15 protein-coding genes are annotated in these 20,744 nt (G+C 60.9%); 9 read left to right on the plus strand and 6 right to left on the minus strand.

Features of this window, described 5'->3' with window-relative positions:
- Positions 1-16: 16 nt before the first annotated feature.
- Both IRY30_RS09525 and IRY30_RS09530 read left to right on the plus strand, forming a co-directional pair.
- Positions 17-2,287 (plus strand): 3-hydroxyacyl-CoA dehydrogenase NAD-binding domain-containing protein, encoded by a 2,271-nt coding sequence (locus tag IRY30_RS09525; protein WP_194557186.1) that lies wholly within the window; start codon positions 17-19, stop codon positions 2,285-2,287.
- A gap of 161 nt (positions 2,288-2,448) precedes the next feature.
- A complete protein-coding gene (locus IRY30_RS09530) occupies positions 2,449-3,171 on the plus strand; it encodes a DedA family protein (protein ID WP_194557187.1) in 723 nt (240 codons plus the stop codon).
- Between the two features lie 33 nt (positions 3,172-3,204).
- Here IRY30_RS09530 and IRY30_RS09535 read toward each other — a convergent pair whose 3' ends face one another.
- The 4 genes from IRY30_RS09535 to IRY30_RS09550 all read right to left on the minus strand — a co-directional run bounded on the left by IRY30_RS09535 (position 3,205) and on the right by IRY30_RS09550 (position 8,125).
- Positions 3,205-4,662: a YeeE/YedE thiosulfate transporter family protein gene (locus IRY30_RS09535; RefSeq protein ID WP_194557188.1), complete on the minus strand. Its 1,458-nt coding sequence runs from the start codon at positions 4,660-4,662 to the stop codon at positions 3,205-3,207.
- A 286-nt stretch (positions 4,663-4,948) separates the two neighbouring features.
- A complete protein-coding gene (locus IRY30_RS09540; RefSeq protein WP_194557189.1) occupies positions 4,949-6,772 on the minus strand; it encodes a phosphoenolpyruvate carboxykinase (GTP) in 1,824 nt (607 codons plus the stop codon).
- 106 nt (positions 6,773-6,878) lie between these two features.
- A complete protein-coding gene (locus tag IRY30_RS09545) occupies positions 6,879-7,268 on the minus strand; it encodes a DUF6802 family protein (protein WP_194557190.1) in 390 nt (129 codons plus the stop codon).
- Positions 7,268-8,125 (minus strand): hypothetical protein, encoded by an 858-nt coding sequence (locus IRY30_RS09550; protein ID WP_194557191.1) that lies wholly within the window; start codon positions 8,123-8,125, stop codon positions 7,268-7,270. Before IRY30_RS09550 ends, IRY30_RS09545 begins: the two co-directional genes overlap by 1 nt.
- 45 nt (positions 8,126-8,170) lie before the next feature.
- On the opposite strand from IRY30_RS09550, the gene trmB reads away from it, so the two are divergent.
- From trmB to IRY30_RS09585, 7 genes are all read left to right on the plus strand, one after another.
- Positions 8,171-9,001 carry a tRNA (guanosine(46)-N7)-methyltransferase TrmB gene (trmB, locus tag IRY30_RS09555; protein ID WP_194557192.1) on the plus strand — a complete coding sequence of 277 codons (831 nt, stop codon included), beginning with the start codon at positions 8,171-8,173 and terminating at the stop codon, positions 8,999-9,001.
- Positions 8,998-9,657 (plus strand): NYN domain-containing protein, encoded by a 660-nt coding sequence (locus IRY30_RS09560; protein ID WP_194557261.1) that lies wholly within the window; start codon positions 8,998-9,000, stop codon positions 9,655-9,657. Before trmB ends, IRY30_RS09560 begins: the two co-directional genes overlap by 4 nt.
- Positions 9,658-9,771: 114 nt before the next feature.
- Positions 9,772-12,138, plus strand: a complete 2,367-nt coding sequence (locus IRY30_RS09565; RefSeq protein WP_194557193.1) for an MMPL family transporter — start codon at positions 9,772-9,774, stop codon at positions 12,136-12,138.
- Positions 12,138-13,217, plus strand: a complete 1,080-nt coding sequence (locus tag IRY30_RS09570) for a lysylphosphatidylglycerol synthase transmembrane domain-containing protein (protein ID WP_194557194.1) — start codon at positions 12,138-12,140, stop codon at positions 13,215-13,217. The genes IRY30_RS09565 and IRY30_RS09570 overlap by 1 nt, the downstream gene beginning before the upstream one ends.
- 30 nt (positions 13,218-13,247) lie before the next feature.
- Positions 13,248-13,655: a DUF3054 domain-containing protein gene (locus tag IRY30_RS09575; protein ID WP_194557195.1), complete on the plus strand. Its 408-nt coding sequence runs from the start codon at positions 13,248-13,250 to the stop codon at positions 13,653-13,655.
- 138 nt (positions 13,656-13,793) lie between these two features.
- Entirely contained in the window at positions 13,794-15,896 is a 2,103-nt protein-coding gene (locus IRY30_RS09580; protein WP_194557196.1) for a PhoX family protein, read from the plus strand.
- A 106-nt stretch (positions 15,897-16,002) separates the two neighbouring features.
- Positions 16,003-17,244, plus strand: coding sequence for an MFS transporter (locus tag IRY30_RS09585; RefSeq protein WP_194557197.1), 1,242 nt, complete (start codon positions 16,003-16,005; stop codon positions 17,242-17,244).
- Here IRY30_RS09585 and IRY30_RS09590 read toward each other — a convergent pair.
- Both IRY30_RS09590 and IRY30_RS09595 read right to left on the minus strand, forming a co-directional pair.
- Positions 17,241-18,860 carry an AMP-binding protein gene (locus IRY30_RS09590; RefSeq protein WP_288814811.1) on the minus strand — a complete coding sequence of 540 codons (1,620 nt, stop codon included), beginning with the start codon at positions 18,858-18,860 and terminating at the stop codon, positions 17,241-17,243. The genes IRY30_RS09585 and IRY30_RS09590 overlap by 4 nt on opposite strands.
- Positions 18,861-19,147: 287 nt before the next feature.
- Positions 19,148-20,704 (minus strand): acyl-CoA carboxylase subunit beta, encoded by a 1,557-nt coding sequence (locus IRY30_RS09595; protein WP_194557198.1) that lies wholly within the window; start codon positions 20,702-20,704, stop codon positions 19,148-19,150.
- Positions 20,705-20,744: the final 40 nt, after the last annotated feature.

Consider the following 20,744-nt stretch of genomic DNA (forward strand, 5'->3'; position numbering starts at 1 on the left):
CCTCACAGGAGAAATAATGAGTGACAATATGTTCAAGTGGGAGATCGATGGCGACGGCATCCTCACCCTGACCATGGATGACCCAAGCCAGCCGGTCAACACCATGAACCAGACCTTCTTCCAGGACTTCCCCGCCATCGTGGAGAAGGCCAAGGCGGGCGTGGAATCCGGCGAGATCAAGGGCATCATCCTCACCTCTGCGAAGTCCACCTTCTTCGCCGGCGGCGATATCAAGAACATGATCAAGGCCACCCCGGCCGATGCAGCTCAGCTCACCAAGCAGCTGGATGATTCCAAGGCCACCATGCGCGCCCTGGAAACCATCGGCGTGCCAGTGGTAGCAGCTATCAACGGTGCTGCACTGGGCGGCGGCCTAGAGATTGCCCTGGCTACCCACCACCGCATCGCCTCTGATGCCAAGGGCATCAAGATCGGCCTGCCAGAGGTCACCCTCGGCCTGCTGCCCGGCGGCGGCGGAGTCACCCGCGTGGTCCGCATGCTCGGCCTGCAGGATGCACTGATGAAGGTGCTGACCACCGGCCGTCAGTTCGGCGCGGAGGATGCACAGAAGACCGGCCTGATCGACGAGGTCGTCTCCGCAGATCAGCTGCTTGATGCAGCCAAGAAGTGGATCCAGGCCAACCCTGAGGCTGCACAGCCTTGGGACGTCAAGGGCTACAAGATCCCCGGTGGCACCCCAACCACCCCGGCACTGGCTGCTGTTCTCCCCAGCTTCCCAGCCAACGTGACCAAGCAGATCAAGGGTGCGCCAATGCCAGCACCTCAGTCGATCCTCAAGGCTGCTGTGGAAGGCGCACAGCTGAAGAACATCGAGGAAGCCACCGCGGTGGAAACTCGTTACTTCGTGGACCTGGTCACCGGCTCCACCGCCAAGAACATGATGCAGGCCTTCTTCTTCGACCTGCAGTACTGCAACGGCGGCGGCTCCCGCCCCAAGGACGTGGAGAAGAAGCAGTTCAAGAAGCTCGGCATGGTCGGCGCTGGCATGATGGGCGCAGCAATCGCCTATGTGGCAGCCAAGTCCGGCATGGAGGTCGTGCTCAAGGACATCAAGCAGGAAGCTGCTGATAAGGGCAAGGATTACTCCGTCAAGCTGGAGGAAAAAGCTCTCTCCCGTGGCAAGACCACCGAGGAGAAGTCCAAGGCTCTGCTGGAGCGCATCAAGCCTTCCGTTGACTACTCCGATCTCTCCGATTGTGACATCGTCATCGAGGCCGTGTTCGAGAACACCGAGCTCAAGCACAAGGTGTGGGCTGAGATCGAGGCAGCCGTACCTAGCGATTGTGTGCTGGGTTCCAACACCTCCACGCTGCCCATCACCGAGCTGGCTGCGGGCGTTTCCCGCCCCAAGGAGTTCATCGGCATCCACTTCTTCTCCCCAGTGGACAAGATGCCTCTGGTGGAAATCATCCGTGGCGATGAGACCAACGATGAGACCCTTGCCGCTGCCTTGGACTTCACCAAGCAGATCCGCAAGACCCCAATCGTGGTCAACGACTCCCGCGGTTTCTACACCTCCCGCGTGATCAGCTTCTTCCTCAACGAGGCCATGCGCATGCTGGCCGAGGGCGTGGATCCCACTGTGATCGAGGCTGCGGGTCGCCAGGCTGGCTACCCTGCTCCTCCACTGCAGCTGCAGGATGAGCTGAACCTGAAGCTGGCACGCAAGATCGGTGCCGAGACCAAGGCCGCTCAGGAAGCCGCTGGCGAGTCCGTGGATGATGGCGGCGTGACCGGCATCGTCGACAAGATGCTGGACGAGTACGACCGTCCCGGCAAGCTCGAGGGCAAGGGCTTCTACGAGTATAACGAGGAAGGCCGTCGCGCCGGACTGTGGCGCGGACTGTGGGACGAGATGGGCGCAGGCAAGGTCACTGTTCCCGACGCCGAAACCGCCACCTCCGGCAACCGCCTGGAGACCGCAGAGGGTGAAGGCCCAGCGTTGATCGACCTGATCGAGCGCATGCTGTTCTCTGAGGCTCTGGAGACCCAGAAGGTCGTGGATGAGGGCGTTCTCATGTCTGATGCAGACGCCAACATCGGCTCCATCATGGGCATTGGTTTCCCAGCATGGACCGGCGGCACCCGTCAGTACATCAAGAACTACGATCGCCCAGCTGCCGCGGTTCTGCCCGAGGGCAAGACCGCCGAAGCTGATGGTGGCGACTACCCCACCACGGGAGTGGCTGGCTTCGTGGCTCGCGCCGAGGAGTTGGCTGCGAAGTACGGTGAGCGCTTCACCCCACCTGCTTCCCTGAAGGGCTAATCACTTGTAGCCCACTTCACCCGTGAGTGAAGTTTCCTGAACGCCCGCCCGTTGCATAACTGCAGCGGGCGGGCGTTCCGCTAAGGTGGGCACAGTTATTTGCTCCCCATATGCGCTACCGGCCCGTCACTGGCCGGGCAGTGGAGAAAGTGTAGGCATAAGTGTTCGATAGCATCGTTAATTGGGTTGTCAGCCTGATGGAATTGCTCGGCGCCCCAGGTGTGGGTGCGGCCATCTTCTTGGAGACGGTCTTCCCGCCCATCCCCTCAGAGCTGGTGCTGCCTTTGGCTGGTTTCACCTCCACCCAGGGCGAGCTCAATGCCGTTGCTGCGTTCATCTGGGCCACCGCGGGTTCGGTTATCGGCGCGCTGGTCCTGTACTGGCTGGGAGCCGCGGTGGGTGCCCGCCGCCTCCGGGCGATCGCAGAGAAAATGCCGCTCACCGAGGGCGAGGATGTGGACAGGGCGATCCGCTGGTTCCACAAGTTCGGCTCATTTTCGGTGTTCACCGGCCGCCTGATCCCCGGCATCCGCAGCCTGATCTCCATCCCCGCCGGCGTGGATCGCATGCCGCTGAGCAAGTTCGTGCTGTGGACCACGCTGGGCTCTTCGCTCTGGAATGCCCTGCTGATCTGGCTCGGAGTGAGCCTGGGCGCGAACTGGCACCAGGTCACGGACTTCATCGATCAGTATTCCAGCATCATTTACGTGGTGTTGATCCTGGCCATCGTGGCCGTGGTGGCCTTCCTCGTTTACCGTTCTTATAAGCGACGCCACGAGTCCCCCGAAGAGCGCGCCGAGCGTGAGCAACGCGCTCGCGAAACCTACGCTGCGTATGAGGAAATGGATCGCAAGCACAAGAAAAACCTAGCTGAAGACAGCTAGGTTTCCTGGCGGATCTCACGGGACGGGCAGTGTTTAGACTGCGCCGTCCTTCTTCACCGTGATGGTCCATCCGGCATCGCCGGTGGCCTCGAAGTTGGTGACTTCGTGACCATCAACTGATGCCCAGCGAGGGATGGCATCCGTGGCTTGGGTGCAGTCGAAATCGATGACCAGCTCTTCACCGGAATCGAGGCGGGTCATTGCGTCCTTGGCTTCGATCAGCGGGAATGGGCACACTGCGCCGAGTGTGTCGAGGGCATAACGTCCCTCTCCGAGAGAGCGCAGGCCGGGGACAGACTTGGCGTCGGAAGAAGATTCGGCGGCCACAACGGGGCGCTGTGCGGTGAGCACACCGGTGCCTCCGCCCAACACGCCCTGTGGGGCTTGGGCGAAATCAACGGTGAGCTTGCTGCCACCGCGGGGGCTGGAGGGCGCTGGGGCGAGGCCAGGTTCGGAACCAGCTTCGGCGAACTCGGCTGGCTTGAGCCACAGCTTGGCTCCCACCCAGATGCCGGCGGCGATGAATGCCAGGGCCACCCAGCCTTGGTAACCGAAGAGGGAAGTCTGCACCATGCCGTTGCCCACCGTGCAGCCACCGGCCAGGGACGCACCCACGCCCATCATCAGGCCGCCGGAAACGGAACGCTTGGTTTGGGTGGCATCAGGTACGCGGACGCGGAATTCGCCGGAGGCCTTCGCGGCGATGAAGGAGCCCACCAGCAGGCCCAGGACCAGCAGGGTTCCCCAGTTCAGGCGGGAGCTATCGCCGGTGACCAGGAAACGCAGGGTGTCCGAGGTGGGAGTGGTGATGCCCAGGCCGCTGTTGCGGCCGGTGGCGGCGGACAGTGGCCAAGCAATAACTCCCAGCACGCCGATGATCACTGCGGTGGAGTAGAAGTGCCAGGGCTTTTCGGCCAAGAGGTGGGCAAGCCCGGTCTTCTTGGGCTTGAGCTGTGCCATCTTGGGCCGGGCATTTTCCTGCTGGAGGAAACGCGCGGTGAGGAAGGCCACGAAGGCGGCGAAAGGAATGGCCAGCCACCACACGGAGATGCCCAGCGAATCCTGGACCGAGGTAGATTCCAGGCTCCACGCACCCATGGCGTCGTTGAAACCGGAGAGCACGCCAGCCTTCATGGCAGCTGCAGACACCGCGTACATGACCAGGGCAATCCAGCTGCCCACCAGGCCTTCACCGGAGCGGTACCACGTGCCGGACGCGCAACCACCCGCCAGGATGATGCCCATGCCGAAGACCAGCCCGCCAACCACGACCCCGAGTGGCGCGAAGGTATCGGCTTGCGCATCGATGACACCAGCGGTGCCCAGCGCGGCCAGACCAACCGCGTGCACCGCGATGACGATGAGCAGGGCATTGAAGCCGCGCCAAGATTTTTGGGTGAAGATGTCTCGGATCATGCCGGTGACGCAGAAGCGTCCGCGTTGCATGACAAAGCCCAAGATGACTCCGAGGCCAAGGCCAGTGAGAAGCATGGAATTCCTTCAAGAAACGTCTGAGGGGTCTGCGTGTGCAGACCTGTGTCAATTACTAGACATGTCACGTTAGTGCGAACATACCGATCTGTCTAGTAGCTGGCTGTGCCCCGAATGTACTGCCCCGCTGTCTTGCCCGCTCCCCTCCCCCGCTCCCCTCCCCCGCTCCGCTCCCCCGCTGCATCGCTCCAGACAGCACAAAGCCGGTGCGACTCGCACAATCGCGATTCACACCGGCTTATCTTCGGGTTCTCTATGCAGAAAACCCGCAGCTAGCAGCTAGTTCCTAAGAAGTAGCCTTCTCCACTCGCTCCTTGAGAGCGTGGAATTCATCCCACACCTCGGAAGGAACCTTGGGGCCCATGAACTTGAGCCACTCTTCGTTATCCGCCAGATCGCGCTCCCAATCCTCTGGGTTGACGGACAGCGCTTCGCGGATGTCTTCTTCGGTCTCGCTCAGGCCATCGGTTTCCAGATCCTCGAAGCGCGCGGTGTTACCCACCACGGTCTCCTCGGCATCCACGCGACCTTCGATGCGGTCGATGACCCACTTGAGCACGCGGGAGTTCTCACCGAATCCTGGCCAGAGGAAGCGGCCATCTTCGCCACGGCGGAACCAGTTCACGAGGAAGACGTCCGGCATGTTCTCGCCGCCCTTCTTGCCCATGTCGATCCAGTGCTGCAGGTAATCGCCCACGTTGTAGCCGATGAATGGCAGCATCGCCATTGGATCGTGGCGCAGGGAGCCCACGGCAGCTTCCGCGTTCGCAGCGGTCTGACCGGAAGCCAGGGTGGCGCCGATGAACGTGGCGTGATTCCAGTCGCGTGCCTGGGTCACCAGCGGAACGGTGTCTGGGCGTCGGCCACCAAAGAGGATGGCGGACACGGGAACACCCTTGGGGTCGTTGAATTCTTCCGCAGCCGTTGGGCACTGCGCGATGGGCACGCAGTAACGGGAGTTCGGGTGGGCGGCGTTTTCGCCGGAATCAGGGGTCCACTCGTTGCCCAGCCAGTCGGTGAGGTGCTCTGGACGGCCTTCCAGGCCTTCCCACCAGACGGAGCCTTCGTCGGTCTGGCCGACGTTGGTGTAGAGGGTGTTGCCTGGCTCCACGGTCTTCATGGCAACCGGGTTGGAGGAGTAGTTGGTGCCTGGAGCCACGCCGAAGAATCCATTTTCTGGGTTCACGGCGTAAAGGCGGCCATCTTCGCCGAAGCGCAGCCATGCGATGTCATCGCCCACAACCTCGGCACGCCAACCGGGGATGGTTGGCTGAATCATGGCCAGGTTGGTCTTGCCACAGGCGGAAGGGAATGCCGCACAGATGTAGTAGGCCTTGTCCTCAGGGGAGATCAGCTTGAGGATGAGCATGTGCTCAGCCATCCAGCCCTCTTCGCGAGCCATGGCGGAGGCGATGCGCAGCGCGTAGCACTTCTTGGCCAGGATGGCGTTCCCGCCGTAGCCGGAGCCGAAGGACCAGATTTCACGGTCATCCGGGAAGTGGGCGATGTACTTGGTGTCATTGCATGGCCATGCCACGTCCTGCTCGCCCTCTTCCAGAGGTGCGCCCACGGAGTGCCAGCCCTTGACGTATTCGCCGTTGTCGCCGATCTTGTCCAGCGCTTCCTTGCCCATGCGGGTCATGATGCGCATGGACATCACCACGTAAGCGGAGTCCGTGATTTCCACACCCAGCTTGGGGTTTTCATCATCGATGGGACCCATGCAGAAAGGCACCACGTACATGGTGCGGCCGCGCATTGCGCCGGAGAAGTGCTCCAGGATCTCATCGCGCATCTTCTGTGGCTCTACCCAGTTGTTCGTGGGGCCAGCATCCTCTTCCTTCTGCGAACAGATGAAGGTGCGGGATTCCACGCGTGCCACGTCAGCTGGGTTAGAGCGGCCCAGGTAGGAGTTAGGCTGCTTTTCCTCATCCAACTTCACGAGGGTGCCGGCTTCTACGAGCTCGGCGGCCAGACGGTCCCATTCTTCGTCAGATCCATCGCAAAACTGCACTGCGTCCGGCTGGAAAAGCTCAACGCTCTTCTCGATCCACTCCAGCATTTCCTTGTGGTTGGTTGGCGCCTCGCCGACAAGTCCACGAATGGTCATCGAATATCTCCCTCTGGTTGGATACTGTCTCAATACCCAGAATAACTTTGCGGGGCTACACATTGAGAATACTGTGAGCCCAAGCACTGAGACTTTTCCATACAGCCTAGCCCCATTCCCCCCGTTCAACACATATCCACCGATCCTGACGCCACGTATCATCCCCGATATCGGGGGACTTCGGGGGTAAGCCAGCGGGTGTATTATCGCCTTCACCAGCATCTTCTTGCCATCGCCACGCAGACCACTGCCCATCGAATGTGACATTGGAGACGTAATCGATGCGCCCGTCCCCATCCGTGTCCGCGAGGATGCTCATGCCCTCCTCATCGGTGAACGTGGCGGATTCCTCATCCTCCAAGGCCGGGACCAGATAATCCGTCCCGCGCAGTTCCATGAGCAGGCCCTGGCCCGCACCGGGCACAGCATCACCCGGGTCTACCAGCGGAGAAATGGGATTGAGCTGGGCTGGGGCGGCGTCGAGATCAAAGAACATTACCGACCACCCACCGCATCGGCCACGCGGGGAATCTGCACCCGAGTCAGCACATCCGTGGTGATCTCCACCCACTTTTCCCGCCACAACGCCGCCTGGCGAACACTCCGCGCCTGCCGCTCGGCCGAGCGCACCATCCACACGCGCACCGCCGCACCCAACAACGCCAGCAGGAGACCCGCGGCCACTCCCCACCACGGCTGGCCGAGCATCCGGCCGAACGCAAAGCCCACCGCCAGGCCACCGAACACTCCCGCGCCCAGGGCCAGGAGCTGCGGCATACGGCTCTCCACGTCCGCGCTCTTGGCCTCCCCCACCTGCTCCGGAATGCTCGGGCAGGCCACGCCTTGGCGCAACACCGCCAACCGCAGGCGCTGCACAAAGGCCTGATGAGCACTGGCTGCATCCGGGTGCTCGTTGATTATTTCCGACGCCACCCGGTTCATCTCCAACTTCACAGCCACCCGAACCCGCTCGGTCCTCTCCAGGTCAGCCCGGCGCGCATCCGCCTCCCAGCGTTGTTTGTTCAAGGCGATGGCATCCACCGCATCCTGCACATCCGCCACGCGCGTGCAGTGGTACACGCCGGGTTGCTGCGGCCATGCCTTCTCGTACGCAGCCTTCTCCTGCACCGACTTCTCCAGTTTTGCTGGGCGGTAAAGCACCACGGCTCCCATTGCCTGGGAAATGGCATCCACCACCCGTTGATCCTCTGGTGTCCACGAACCCACCACTGCCACCACGCCGTCCAGATCCTCCCCCGGACCTGCACCCACGATGGCTTTGCAACGAGTCAATTGGCTGGCCACCGCATGCGTATGCTGCTGATCCGGCCCAATAACTGCGATCTTCTTCACGTGCGCTCCCCCTAAATAGACCCGCAATCTGTAACAATAAACGGGATGAACGATTCCGATAACGCCCCAGCAGAACAGTCCGTAACTAAGCCGAGCGCTGCGAATCCGCACACGGAAAATCCTGATGCCAGTGCCGTTGGCGCGGCCCCCCAAGGTCGCCCACCACAGACTGAGTTTAACGATGGCCGAGACTATCCGCGACTGGGCAGCTTCAGTTTCCGTCGCGGCACGCTCACCGAGAACCAATCCGCGTTGTGGGATGAGCACTGGCCATCCCGGGGAAAGGTGCTCTCTGACGAGGTCATCGACCTGGATGAGTGGTTTGGCCGACAGGCTCCCAACGGCACCATCGTGGAGGTCGGATCCGGCACGGGCACGTCTACTGCAGCGATGGCCCCGCTGGAAAAAGACACGAACATCGTGGCGGTGGAGATCTACCGCCCGGGCCTGGCCAAGCTGTTGGGCGCCTCGATCCGCGGGGAGATCGATAACATCCGCCTCATCCGCGGTGATGGAGTGGAAGTGCTCCAGCGCATGTTCGCCCCGAATTCCCTGGCCGGGGTGCGCATCTTCTTCCCCGATCCATGGCCCAAGGCCCGCCATAACAAGCGTCGCATCATTCAAACGGGCACGCTGCACCTCATCGCCGAGCGCCTCCAGCCCGGCGGCATCCTGCACGTGGCCACAGATCACGCGGATTATGCGGAGTGGATCGATGAGCTGGTAGACACCGAGCCGATGCTGGAATACCTGGGATGGCCGGAGGATCAATCCGAGATTCCCGTGCTGACCAACCGCCAGATCATCACCAAGTTCGAGGGCAAAGGTCTGGAGAAGGACCACTTGATTAAGGAATACCTATGGCGGAAGCGATGAACGAGCCCGGGGATTTTCCCCACCTCCTCGGCTCTGCCACGCAGCCTGACCCCTGCCTGCTGCTGGTGTGGGACGCGCCAAACATGGACATGGGCCTGGGCTCCATCCTGGGTAACCGCCCCACCGCGCCTTACCGTCCGCGATTCGACGCCGTGGGCCGCTGGCTCATCGAGCTCTCCCGCGAGATGGAAGCGGAGTTCGGCAGTGCCGTGACCCCCGAGGCGACCGTCTTTACCAACGTGGTGCCCGGCAGCGCGGATCTGATTCGCCCATGGGTGGATGCCCTGCGCAACGTGGGTTTTGCGGTGTTCGCCAAGCCCAAGTTGGACGAAGAAACCGATGTTGATGAAGACATGGTGGCCCATATTCGTCGACGCCATACTGAAGGCGTTCTGGACGGAGTAATCGTTGCCAGCGCTGACGGGCGAAACTTCAAAGAGCTGCTGGAAGAACTGGCAGAAGACATACCCGTGACCGTGATTGGTTTCCAGGAACAAGCGCACTGGGCGGTAGATTCTGCGGTAATCGACTTCGTGGATCTCGAGGAAATCGAGGGAGTCTTCCGTGAACCACTGCCTCGCGTGAGCTTGGAGGCTCTGCCGGATATGGGCGCCTGGTTGCAACCATTCCGATCCCTCATGACCTTATTGGATTAATTGTTCATTCAATGTGATTCCATTAACGTAATCCAATTGATTTGTTTTACCCGTTTCACCTGTTCTACTCGGTCCATCAAGACCACCCAGATCACTCGCTAAGGAGACCGCCGGATGTTCAGCACTTGGGGCGACATCGCCTACCGCTTCCGCCGCATCATCCCCTTGGTGATTGTCGCTGCCATCGTGGCGCTCTTCGCCGTCTTCGGCACCCAGTTGGGCGATCGGATGAGCCAGGAGGGTTGGGATGATCCGCATTCCCAGTCCACCCGGGCAGCAGCCGTGGAACAAGAGGTTTTCGGGCGCGATGATTCCGGCGATGTGATCCTGCTGGTGCGCAGCGAGACCCCAGGTGGCGCGGTGACCGAAGAGGTCAAGCGCTCCATTTCCCAGCAGCTCGATGCGCTGCAGAAAGAGCACAGCGAAAACCTGGGGCCGATCAACAGCTTCTTCAACAATGGCCCCCGCCAGCTAGCCAACGCGGATGGAACCGCCGCTTTTGCCTCCATCGCCATGGCAGGCACTGGCGAAGATGTGCTGAAGAATTACCGCGCGGTGGAAGATGATCTGCGCAACATCTCCGCTGATGGCGTGAGCGTGGAAGTAGCGGGCGCCACCGCTGTCTCCGGTGCGCTGGATGAAGGCATGTCCCACGATATTAAGCGCGCGGAGCTCATCGCCCTGCCCGCCGTGGGATTGCTGCTGCTGTTGGTGTTCGGCGGAGTCATCGCCGCGGGCATGCCACTGCTGGTGGGCGTACTGTCCATCATGGGTTCGGCTGGCGTGCTTTCGATCCTCGCGCAAACCACCCAGATCAACGTCTTCGCTCAATCCGTGGTGACCCTCCTGGGACTGGGATTGGCCATCGATTACGGCCTCTTCATGGTGTCCCGATTCCGCGAGGAGATGGCCGAAGGCAATGAAGTGCGCGTGGCCGTGAAAAACACCACCGCCACCGCCGGCAAGACCGTAGTGTTCAGTGCGCTGATGGTGGCAGTGGCCCTTTCCGGGTTGCTGATCTTCCCGCAGGCCTTCCTGAAATCCGTTGCCTACGGCGCCATGTCCGCCGTGGCCTTGGCCGCCATTCTTTCGGTTGCTGTGCTGCCCAGTATCTTCGCGATACTCGGGCCAAACATCGATAAGTGGGCCATCAAGAAGCAATCCCGCAAGCGTTCGGAAGTGGTCAACGGCGTGTGGGGCAAGATCCCTACTTTCGCCATGCGTCACTCCAAGGCCGTCACCCTGGTGCTGGTGGCAGGCCTGCTGGCCCTGGCCATCCCCCTGACCGGAATCAAGCTGGGTGGCCTCAATGAGACCTACCTGCCACCGAGCGAAACCACCCGCGTGGCTCAAGGCCATTTCGACGAAAGCTTCCCCACCTTCCGCACGGATCCAGTCAAGCTGGTTATCCAGGGCGACCCTTCCGTGGTGAGCCAGGTGTACCAGCAGGCCAATCAGGTAGAGGGCCTCGTTGCTCCGTTCCAGGTCTCCCAGGCCACCAAGGACAACGTGACCGTGCTCTCCGCTGCCGTGGCGGATCGCAAGGACTACGGAGAAGTGGTCAATTACCTGCATGATCTCCGGGTCGATGGGGCCAACGTCATGGTCGCCGGCACCCCGGCGCTGGAAGTGGAATCCATCAACGCGCTCTTCGAGAAATTGCCGTGGATGCTCCTGTACATCATGCTGGTGAGCTTCGTACTCATGGCGCTGATCTTCGGTTCCTTGATCATCCCCGCCAAGGCAGTCATCATGAACATCCTCGGCACGGGCGCCACCTTGGGCGTGCTGACCCTGCTGTTCGTGGAGGGTGTGGGCGCGGACTTCTTCAACTTCACCCCGGGCCCATTGATGAGCCCCGTCCTGGTGTTGATCGTGGCCATCATCTTCGGTTTGTCCACGGACTATGAGGTCTTCTTGGTCTCCCGCATGGTGGAGGCGCGCGCCCGCGGCGCCAGCACGGATCAGGCGATCCGCTTCGGTACCGCCACCACTGGTTCCATCATCACTGCCGCCGCACTCATCATGATCGTGGTCTGTGGCGCGTTCGGCTTCTCCAGCATCGTGATGATGAAATACATCGCCTTTGGCATGGTGATTGCCCTGATCCTGGATGCGACCATCATCCGCATGCTGCTGGTTCCGGCCGTGATGCACATGCTCCGGGAAGACAACTGGTGGGCGCCCAAGTGGGTCAAGTCCCTCAGCGAAAAGGTGGGGCACAACGAGAAGCTAGAATCCGCTCCAGCTGCGGCATCCGCAAAGTCCACCGCCGCCTCTACTTCCGCCTCCTCATCCTCAGCACCGCAGCGGCTCACCGTGGCTGAGCTGGCCGCTAACCGCGAACTGCGCGGCCGCGCGAACCGGGGCCAGCGGGCCATCACCGCCCGCGATACCGAAGGCGGAGCGCTGGAGCACTCCCGCACCGTTCCATTCTCTGAACTCATGAAGCGAATGAACGACGAAGGTGGCGCCAAGTAGTGACTTGGCAGAAACTCCGCCACTATTCCCGGACCAAGCGCGCCCAAAGCATCTTCGTCCTCGCGATCTTGGGTGCCATCGCGTTCATCGCGCGAGATCACATGCACTTCATCGGCGATGGTTGGCGAGAGCTCAAAAGCGCTGATCTGAAGTGGATTCTGATCGCCGCGGGCTTCTCCCTGCTCTCCATGGCAGCGCAGGCGGAAGTGATGGTGGTGCTGCTGCGCAGTGCGGGAGTCAACGTCAAGCGACGAGCCGTGAACGTGCTGGGCTTGGCAGCCAATGCGTGGAGCGCGTCCTTCCCCGGCGGGCCAGCGCTCAGCGCGGCAATGATCTTCCGCGAGCAGATGAAGTGGGGAGCCACCCCGGTCATCGCCAGCTGGTACATGATTCTCTCCGGTGCACTGGCCGGAGCGGGCATGGCCATCTTGGCCATCGGCAGCGTGTTCTTCTTGGGGCTCACGGTTAAACCACTCACCCTGGCTCTCTCCGTACTGGGATTGCTGGTGGTGGCGGTGATCACCAATTGGGTGGCCACGCACACGCAGAAAGTGGAAACCTGGCTGATCGCCCGCTCCCGTGCGTTTAACCGCTGGCGCGGGCGTCCGGAAGATCGCTTCACGCAACCCATTGAATCCTTTACTAATCAGCTCTCCGCGGTGGAACTCAGGTTGAGCCGTCTAACCCTGGCCATCTTCTACTCGATGATGAACTGGATTCTAGAGATCGTTTGCTTGCTGGCCTGCATCATGGCTATTGGCGGGGAGCCACCCATCGCCGGCGTGGTGCTCAGTTTCCTCGCATCCAAATTGGTGGGGCAAGCCCAGATCACTCCCGGCGGTCTGGGACCTGTGGACGTGGCGCTGACCACCACGCTGGTGGGTCTGGCCGCGATGACCTCCGTGCATGCCTTCGCCGCTGTGCTGGTCTACCGCATGGTGAACTTCGTGGGACTGACCCTGCTGGGATGGATTGTGTACTTCGGTGCCAAGCTCGCGCGCCCGGTGCTGGACACCACCCCAGTGCGGGAGGAACCGCAAGGGGTTCAGGTTGGCGTCGAGAAAAAAGAAAATTCTTGAGGTCTTGCCGGTTGGCTCTACAATGACCCCATGACTGTCTCCGCCGCACCACTTCCATCGCGCAGCAAATCCGCTGTCACTGCCGTGATTTGTGATTTGGTGGCCATCGCCGCGTTTGCCCTGTTCGCATGCATCGCTCACCAGAGCGCGGAGGCTCCCCTGAACTTCCTCAGCTGGCTGAATACCGCGTGGCCGTTCTGGCTGGGCGCGCTGGCTGCATGGTTGCTGCTGTGGTTCGGATTTCTGGGTGGACGTTCGGGCCATGAGCTCTCCTCGGCACTGCCGGTGTGGCTGGGAACCGTGCTGGCGGGGCTGGGCGTGTGGACTCTGCGCAATGGCGAGCTTCCGCACTGGTCATTCGTGATCGTGGCCTGCACGGTGAGTGCGCTGCTGCTGTGGGGATGGCGAGCCGTGGGGCGCTTGATAGCTAAGCCTTAGTCGTTTCCCGCACACTCCTCGTTCACCTGATGTGCACATTGAGTCCAGTAATCATTCACTCCGGTGCAATAACGTTTACTTCGTTCAAGACGATGACGCACCGCCCACAACCGGTGCACCTGTGACTAGGAGTTCTCAATGGGTCTCAAGGGCCGTAATTTGCTGGCTAAGATGGATTTCCGTTCTAGCCGTTCCCACCGGACATGCATCTACAAGTGCGGCGACGCCTGCAGCAAGCCAGTCCCCAACACGTCCGATAACGCTTACTTCGGCGACCTCATGGAGCGCGCATTCACCCGCCGCTCCGCCCTCCGCACCGGTGGCGCCGCTGTGGTCACCGTGGGTGGCGCGTCCTTCATCGCCGCGTGCTCGGATAATGGCAATGGGCTCGACGCCAACTCCTCCGAAGCAGCCGGTTCCTCCAGCGCTGCTGCTGATGTTCCCACCCCACAGGGCCTGAACTTCGAGATGGTCGCACCCAACACCGAAGATGCAATTACGGTTCCCAAGGGATATTCCAACGATGTTGTCATCCGCTGGGGCGACAAGGTCGTAGAGGGTGCGGGCGAGTGGTCCGTAGACAACCAGAACGTGGAAGATGCCAAGCGCCAGTACGGCTTCAACAACGACTTCGCAGCCCTGCTGCCGATCGAAGGTCAGAAGAACCACTTCCTGCTGGTTTCCAATCACGAATACACCACCCCGCAGCAGATGTTCCGTGGCTACGATGCGGAAAACCCCACCGAAGAACAGGTCATGATCGAAATGGCCAACCACGGACTCTCCGTGGTTGAGGTTGAGGGTAACGACAAGGACGGTCGCCTCAAGCCAGTGATGGGCAAGTACAACCGCCGCATCCACGGCCACACCCCATTCGAACTGCGCGGTCCCATCGTTGGTCACGACCTGGTCAAGACCACCAAGGACCCCGAAGGAAAAATCGTTGAGGGCACGTTTAACAACTGCTCCGGCGGTGTGACCCCATGGGGAACCATCCTTTCTGGTGAAGAAAATGTGGATCAGTACTTCGCCGGTGGCGAAGAGGTCAAGGATGAGGCAGCTCGCAAGCGCTTCAAGCGCTACGGCATCGAGGATGCAGAAACCGCCCGCAAGTGGGAGCGCTTCGAGGACCGCTGGGATGTTCGCAAGGAACCCAACGAGCCACACCGCTTCAATTACGTGGTGGAGATCAACCCTTGGGATCCACAGTCCACTCCCGTCAAGCACACCGCCCTGGGCCGCTTCAAGCACGAAGGCTCCAACATTCACGTAACCAGCGATGGTTCCGTGGTGGCATACACCGGCGATGACACTCGTTTCGAGTACCTCTACAAGTTCGTCTCCTCCCGCAAGATCCGCTCCGGCAACACCCCTGAGGATCGCGCAGAGAACATGAAGATCCTGGACGAAGGCACCCTGTACGTGGCTGCCTTCCAGGGCAATTCAGATGACTTCTCCGAGTCCGGCAAGCTTCCGGAAGACGGCGCATACGATGGCGACGGCGAATGGAAGAAGCTGGTCACGGTCAAGGCCGATGGTTCCGCTGAGTCCCACATCGACGGAATGTCCGCTGAGGAAGTAATCGTCTTCACCCGCCTGGCAGGCGACAAGGCAGGCGCCACCAAGATGGACCGCCCAGAAGATGTTGAGCCACACCCAACCACCGGCAAGGTCTACGCTGCACTGACCAACAACGAGTACCGCGGTGCGAACCGCGAGGGCAAGAACGATGCTCCGATCGCTGAGTGGGCTCCGATCCAGGAGAACAAGAACGGCATGGTTCTGGAGCTCGATGATGAGCACACCGGTGAGAAGTTCAAGTGGGACCTGCTGCTGGTCTGTGGCGATCCCGAGGCAGCTGAGACCTACTTCGGTGGCTTTGATAAGTCCAAGGTCTCCCCGATCTCCTGCCCGGACAACCTGACCTTCGATTCCTTCGGCAACCTGTGGATCTCCACCGACGGCAACGCGCTGGACTCCAACGATGGTCTCTTCGCTGTGGCTCTCGAGGGCGATGCCCGCGGCTTGACCAAGCAGTTCCTCACCGTGCCAGCAGGCGCAGAGACCTGTGGTCCGATCGTCTTCGAAAAGCGCGTGCTGGTTAACGTTCAGCACCCAGGTGAAGATGATGAAGCCAGCGTGGAAAACACCACCTCCCACTGGCCAGATGGCGGTAACTCTCTGGCTCGCCCAGCCACCGTGGTGGCATGGAAGGATGACTTCGGCACCATCGGTGCTTAAGTTTTCCTCAAGTGACTCAGTTCTCTTGAGCGCTTAAGTTCTCTTGAGCGTTTAAACCCCAGCCCGCTTTCGGTGATTAACACCGGGAGCGGGCACACTTGTAGGCATGGCTACTGGCACCCCGCAGCACGACGATCACGCCGCCGACGGTCTCAAGCCCGCAGACCCGGGCTACCGTCGCGCGATGATCGGCGCGCTCTGCGCGGGCTTGGCCTCCTATAACGCCCTGTATGCCACGCAAGCAGTGCTGCCCAATCTGTCCAGCTCCTTCGGCATCAACCCCACCACCGCCGCCCTCACGGTGAGCGCCACCACGGGTGCTTTGGCGCTGGCAGTGATTCCCACCAGCATTCTCAGTGAAAGATTTGGTCGACGCCGCGTCATCCAAATCTCAGTCCTCGCCACCACCGCTATCTCTCTTCTGCTGGCCCTGATGCCATCAATTGGTTCGCTCATCGCGTTGCGTGCACTACAGGGAATCGCGATCGCCGGGGTGCCGGCGGTGGCGATGGCCTACCTCTCGGAGGAGATCAGCTCCCGCCACTTATCCAAGGTGATGGGTTTTTATATCGCGGGTAACACGCTGGGCGGGTTGATTGGGCGCCTCATCCCCGGCACCGCGCTGGAGTTCTTCGAATGGCGCGGCGCGGTACTATCCGGGGCGATCTTCGCTTTTCTCTCGGCGATTCTCACCGCCGTGATCCTCCCCGGGCAGCGTAATTTCCAGCCCAAGCAGATCACGTGGTCTCACGAGTTTTCAGCCCTGCGCGGGCACTTGCGTAACCCCACACTCATCAAGCTATTCCTGCTGCCATTCCTGATGATGGGCGCGTTCGTGTCCCTGTACAACTACCTGGGTTACCGACTCGTCAGCGATTTTGGTCTGCCCAGCTCACTGGCCGCTTTTGTCTTCATCCTGTACCTCTCCGGCACATGGTCCTCTGCCCGGGCAGGAACCTACATCAAGAACTTCGGGCGCGGAGCGGTGCTCACGTGTTCCCTGCTTCTGGCTGTTGCCGGATTACTGCTCCTGCTCACGCCATGGCTGTGGGCCACATTGATGGGCACGCTGCTGTTCACCGCGTCATTTTTCGCAGCGCACTCCACGGCCAGCTCATGGGTGGGCCTAGCGGCCACCTCGGATCGAGCTGAAGCTTCCAGCATGTACATCCTCAGCTATTACCTGGGCTCTTCGATCCTCGGCTGGGTATCGGGATTCTTCTTCCACCATGGATGGATCACGCTCATTGCCTGGCTGGGCAGCTTGTTCGTGATTGCTTTTGGCGTCGCCCTCACACTCCACCGACCACGGTGGACCCACGCGCCCCACCACGGGCACGTCAACTAGCCCACGGGCAGCTCGCGAGGCATGACCTTGCCAGTCGGGTTACGTGGCAGGCGATCCATGAAGACCACGTCACGAGGAACGGCTGGTTCCAACAGGTTCTCGCGGACCCACTGCTGGATGGACTCTTCGGTCAGCGCTTCACCCTCTGGGGTTTCATCGCGCACCACCCACAGCTTGATGCGCTGGAAGGTCTCCTCGTCCTCCACGCCCTTGGCGTAGAGATCGCGGATGCCCGGCATGGAGAAGAGCACTTCTTCCACGCTGCGTGGGTAGACGTTTTCGCCGCCGACGATGATCATGTCGTCCGCACGGCCCAATACGAACAGACGGCCCTCTTCATCGAGGTAACCGCGGTCGCCCACCTCGAGCAGTCCGCGCTGCTCCACCATTTTGTCTCGCTCATTGGTGTAGTTGCGCATACTCATGATTCCGCGGCAGTAGATCCGGCCCACTTCATTGGGGCCAAGGGACTTGCCGTTCTCGTCCAGAATCCTCAAGCGCACACCGGCCACAGCCTTGCCCACTGTGGCTGGATTGGTTGCCATTTCTTGGGCATCTGCAACGGTAGCCACAGAGTTTTCCGTAGAGCCGTAGAAGTTGCGCACCACGGGGCCGAACTGCTCAATCAGCCCGCTCACCAGGTCCTCGTGCATCACGTTGCCGGAGGAGACGATGAATTCCAGTGGCTGGATATCGTAATCACCCTGCTGGGCCACCTTCAGCTGCTCCTTGATGAAGATGGGAGAGGTGACGATGGCATCACACTTGTATTTCTGCAGGTCTTCCATTGCCTGTACGGGATCGAACTTACGGCGGAAAACCACCGTGGAGCGGTGCGCAAACAAGATGTTGACGTTAGCCCAGCCCCAGCTGTGGAACAGCGAGGCAGTCTGCTGCACGGTCAGGTTAGCTTTCCAACCAATGCGCGGAATGATGGAAATGACCGGAATCGGGATGATCGGCTCCCGGTGGCGCACACCCTTTGGCGTGCCGGACGTGCCAGAGCTCATGATCACGATGCTGCCCTGCGGTGGCCGGCGGGGAAGCTTTACTTCCTTTGCGCTCGGCGCACTATCGATCACTTGCTGGAAGGTCTTCCAGCCAGGGTTTGCTCCCTGCGGGTTCTGCAAATCCTCCGCGTGCGCGATGACTACTTCGCTTTCATCCCAATCCGCAGGCAGATGATGGGCAAATTCCTCGTCAAGGAAAATTGCGTCCAATTCATGCTCACGAATGGATTCTTTGAGCTGATTCGAAGAGCTTGCCACATTCAGCAGGTAAATCGAGGCTCCGGAAAAGCCCTTTGCAGCCAGGATCATCGGAATCATGCGGGAATTGCGGGCCATCACGCCCACGCGCCCGTTCTTATCGATGCCCTTGGAGAGGAACACCCGTGCCAAGGCTTGGGCATCATCGCGCAGCTCGCTATAGGTGATCTCTCCCATGTCATCGATGATGGCCGTGCGGTCGGGATCAGCGTACGCCGCGTACCAAACCTGCCGGGCACACGTGAAGCCGTAGCGTCCGATGCCTCCCCACAGCATCACCTTTCCCCATGGCCCGGTGCCCTGCACAACCACGCCGGAGCGCAGCACACCCCAGATGCCGGTTGCCACGGTAGCGACATCTAGCGCTATCCCTTCAACACTGTAAGCTGCGCTTTTTGCGCGATTCAACACGTTCGAGATGCCGGAAGTTCCAATAGCCACAGAAAAATTTCCCTCTTGCAGACGTCAGTTCAAAGTCTTTAAGTTTAACGATTTTGTCTAGAAAAGTGTTACCGGGGCAAACTATCCCACAGCACGTTTCTCAGCGGCTCCTTAACTGAATTTGGCGCATTTTGGCCGCTCACCACCAAACTCGCCAGCGCACGCCGCCGAACTCCCCCCCCGGGGAAATCCCCTTACATCGGCATGATGGTGTGCTTCTTCTCCACATGCAGCATCTTCTTGTTGCGCAGCTGCCGGAGTGCCTGGCGCAGGCGCACGCGCGTCTCCGAAGGCTCCACCACCGCATCCAGGTAACCGCGCTCCGCAGCCACATAAGGGCTGGTCATGTTGGCGTTATAGAAGTCCATGAACATTTTCTTGGCCATGGGACGCTGCTCTTCCGGCATCGCTGCCAGCTGCTTGCCCTGCATCATCACCACGGCAGCTTCTGCGCCCATCACCGCGATCTGGGAGGTAGGCCATGCCAGGTTGACGTCGGCACCCAGGTTCTTGGAACCCATCACCGCGTACGCGCCGCCGAAGGCCTTGCGCACCACCACGGTCACCTTGGGCACCGTGGCCTCCACCATGGCGAAGCCCAGCTTGGCTCCGCGGTGGATCAGCCCCACCTTTTCCTGTTCCACACCAGGCAGGTAACCCGGGGTGTCCACCACGAACACCAGCGGAATGTTGTACGAGTTGCAGATACGGATGAAGCGGGAGGCCTTATCGGCGGCGTCGGCATCCAAACATCCCGCCAGAACCATCGGCTGGTTGGCCACCACGCCCACGGCCTGCCCATCCACGCGGGCAAAACCGGTGTAGATGTTCTGCCCGTATTCGTCCTGGATCTCCAGCAGGTCCTCGTCATCGAAGAGGCGGCTGAGCACTTCTTTCATGTCATAGCCGGCGTTGGGATCATCGGGGATCACGCTGTCCAGCTCTTCATCGCGCTCGGTGAGCTCGTCGGAGGGCGCCCAGAACTTGGGGGTCTCGTCGTAGAGGCTCATGGGCAGGAAATCCATGAGATCTTTGACGTAGTTGAACGCCTCTTCCTCGGTGGGCGCTACGTGCGAAATGTTGCCGTTGCGCGCCTGCGCGTGGGCGCCGCCGAGTTCTTCGTGAGACACCTTCTCGCCGGTCACGGATTCGATCACCGCGGGGCCGGTCACGAACATCTGCGTGCGCTTATCCACGGCCACCAGGAAGTCGGTGGTGACGGGCGCATATACCGCGCCACCTGCGGAAGGGCCCAGCAGGATGGAGATCTGCGGGCTCTGTCCGGAAAGCGGCAGCTGTCGCCGCGCAATCTCGGAGTACATCGCCAAGGAGGTCACCGCGTCCTGGATGCGCGCGCCACCGGAATCGTTGATGCCGATCATGGGGCAGCCAATACGCTGCGCCATGTCCATGATCTCGGCCACCTTCTTGCCGAAAGTCTCACCCACCGAGCCGCCGTAAACGGTCTTATCGTGCGCGTACACAGCCACAGTTCGGCCGTTGATCTGCCCGTATCCCGTCACCACGCCATCGCCGTAGGGCGCATCCGGATCACCGGGCGTGCGACCCAGCGCACCGATTTCGATGAACGTGCCCTCATCGAGCAACTCGTCGATCCGCTGCCGCGGGGTGGTGAGCCCTGCTTCATCGCGCTTGGCCTTGGCTTTTTCGGATCCCGGGTCCTGGGCCTTTTCGAGGCGTCGGTGCAGCTCTTCGAGTTTCTGCGCAGTCGTTGCAGCTGTGTCAGTCACGGTGATGGGGCTTTCTTTTCGTCTCGGTGCTTCTTCTTTT

The organism is Corynebacterium suicordis DSM 45110, from assembly GCF_015351405.1.
Taxonomy (GTDB): Bacteria; Actinomycetota; Actinomycetes; order Mycobacteriales; family Mycobacteriaceae; genus Corynebacterium; species Corynebacterium suicordis.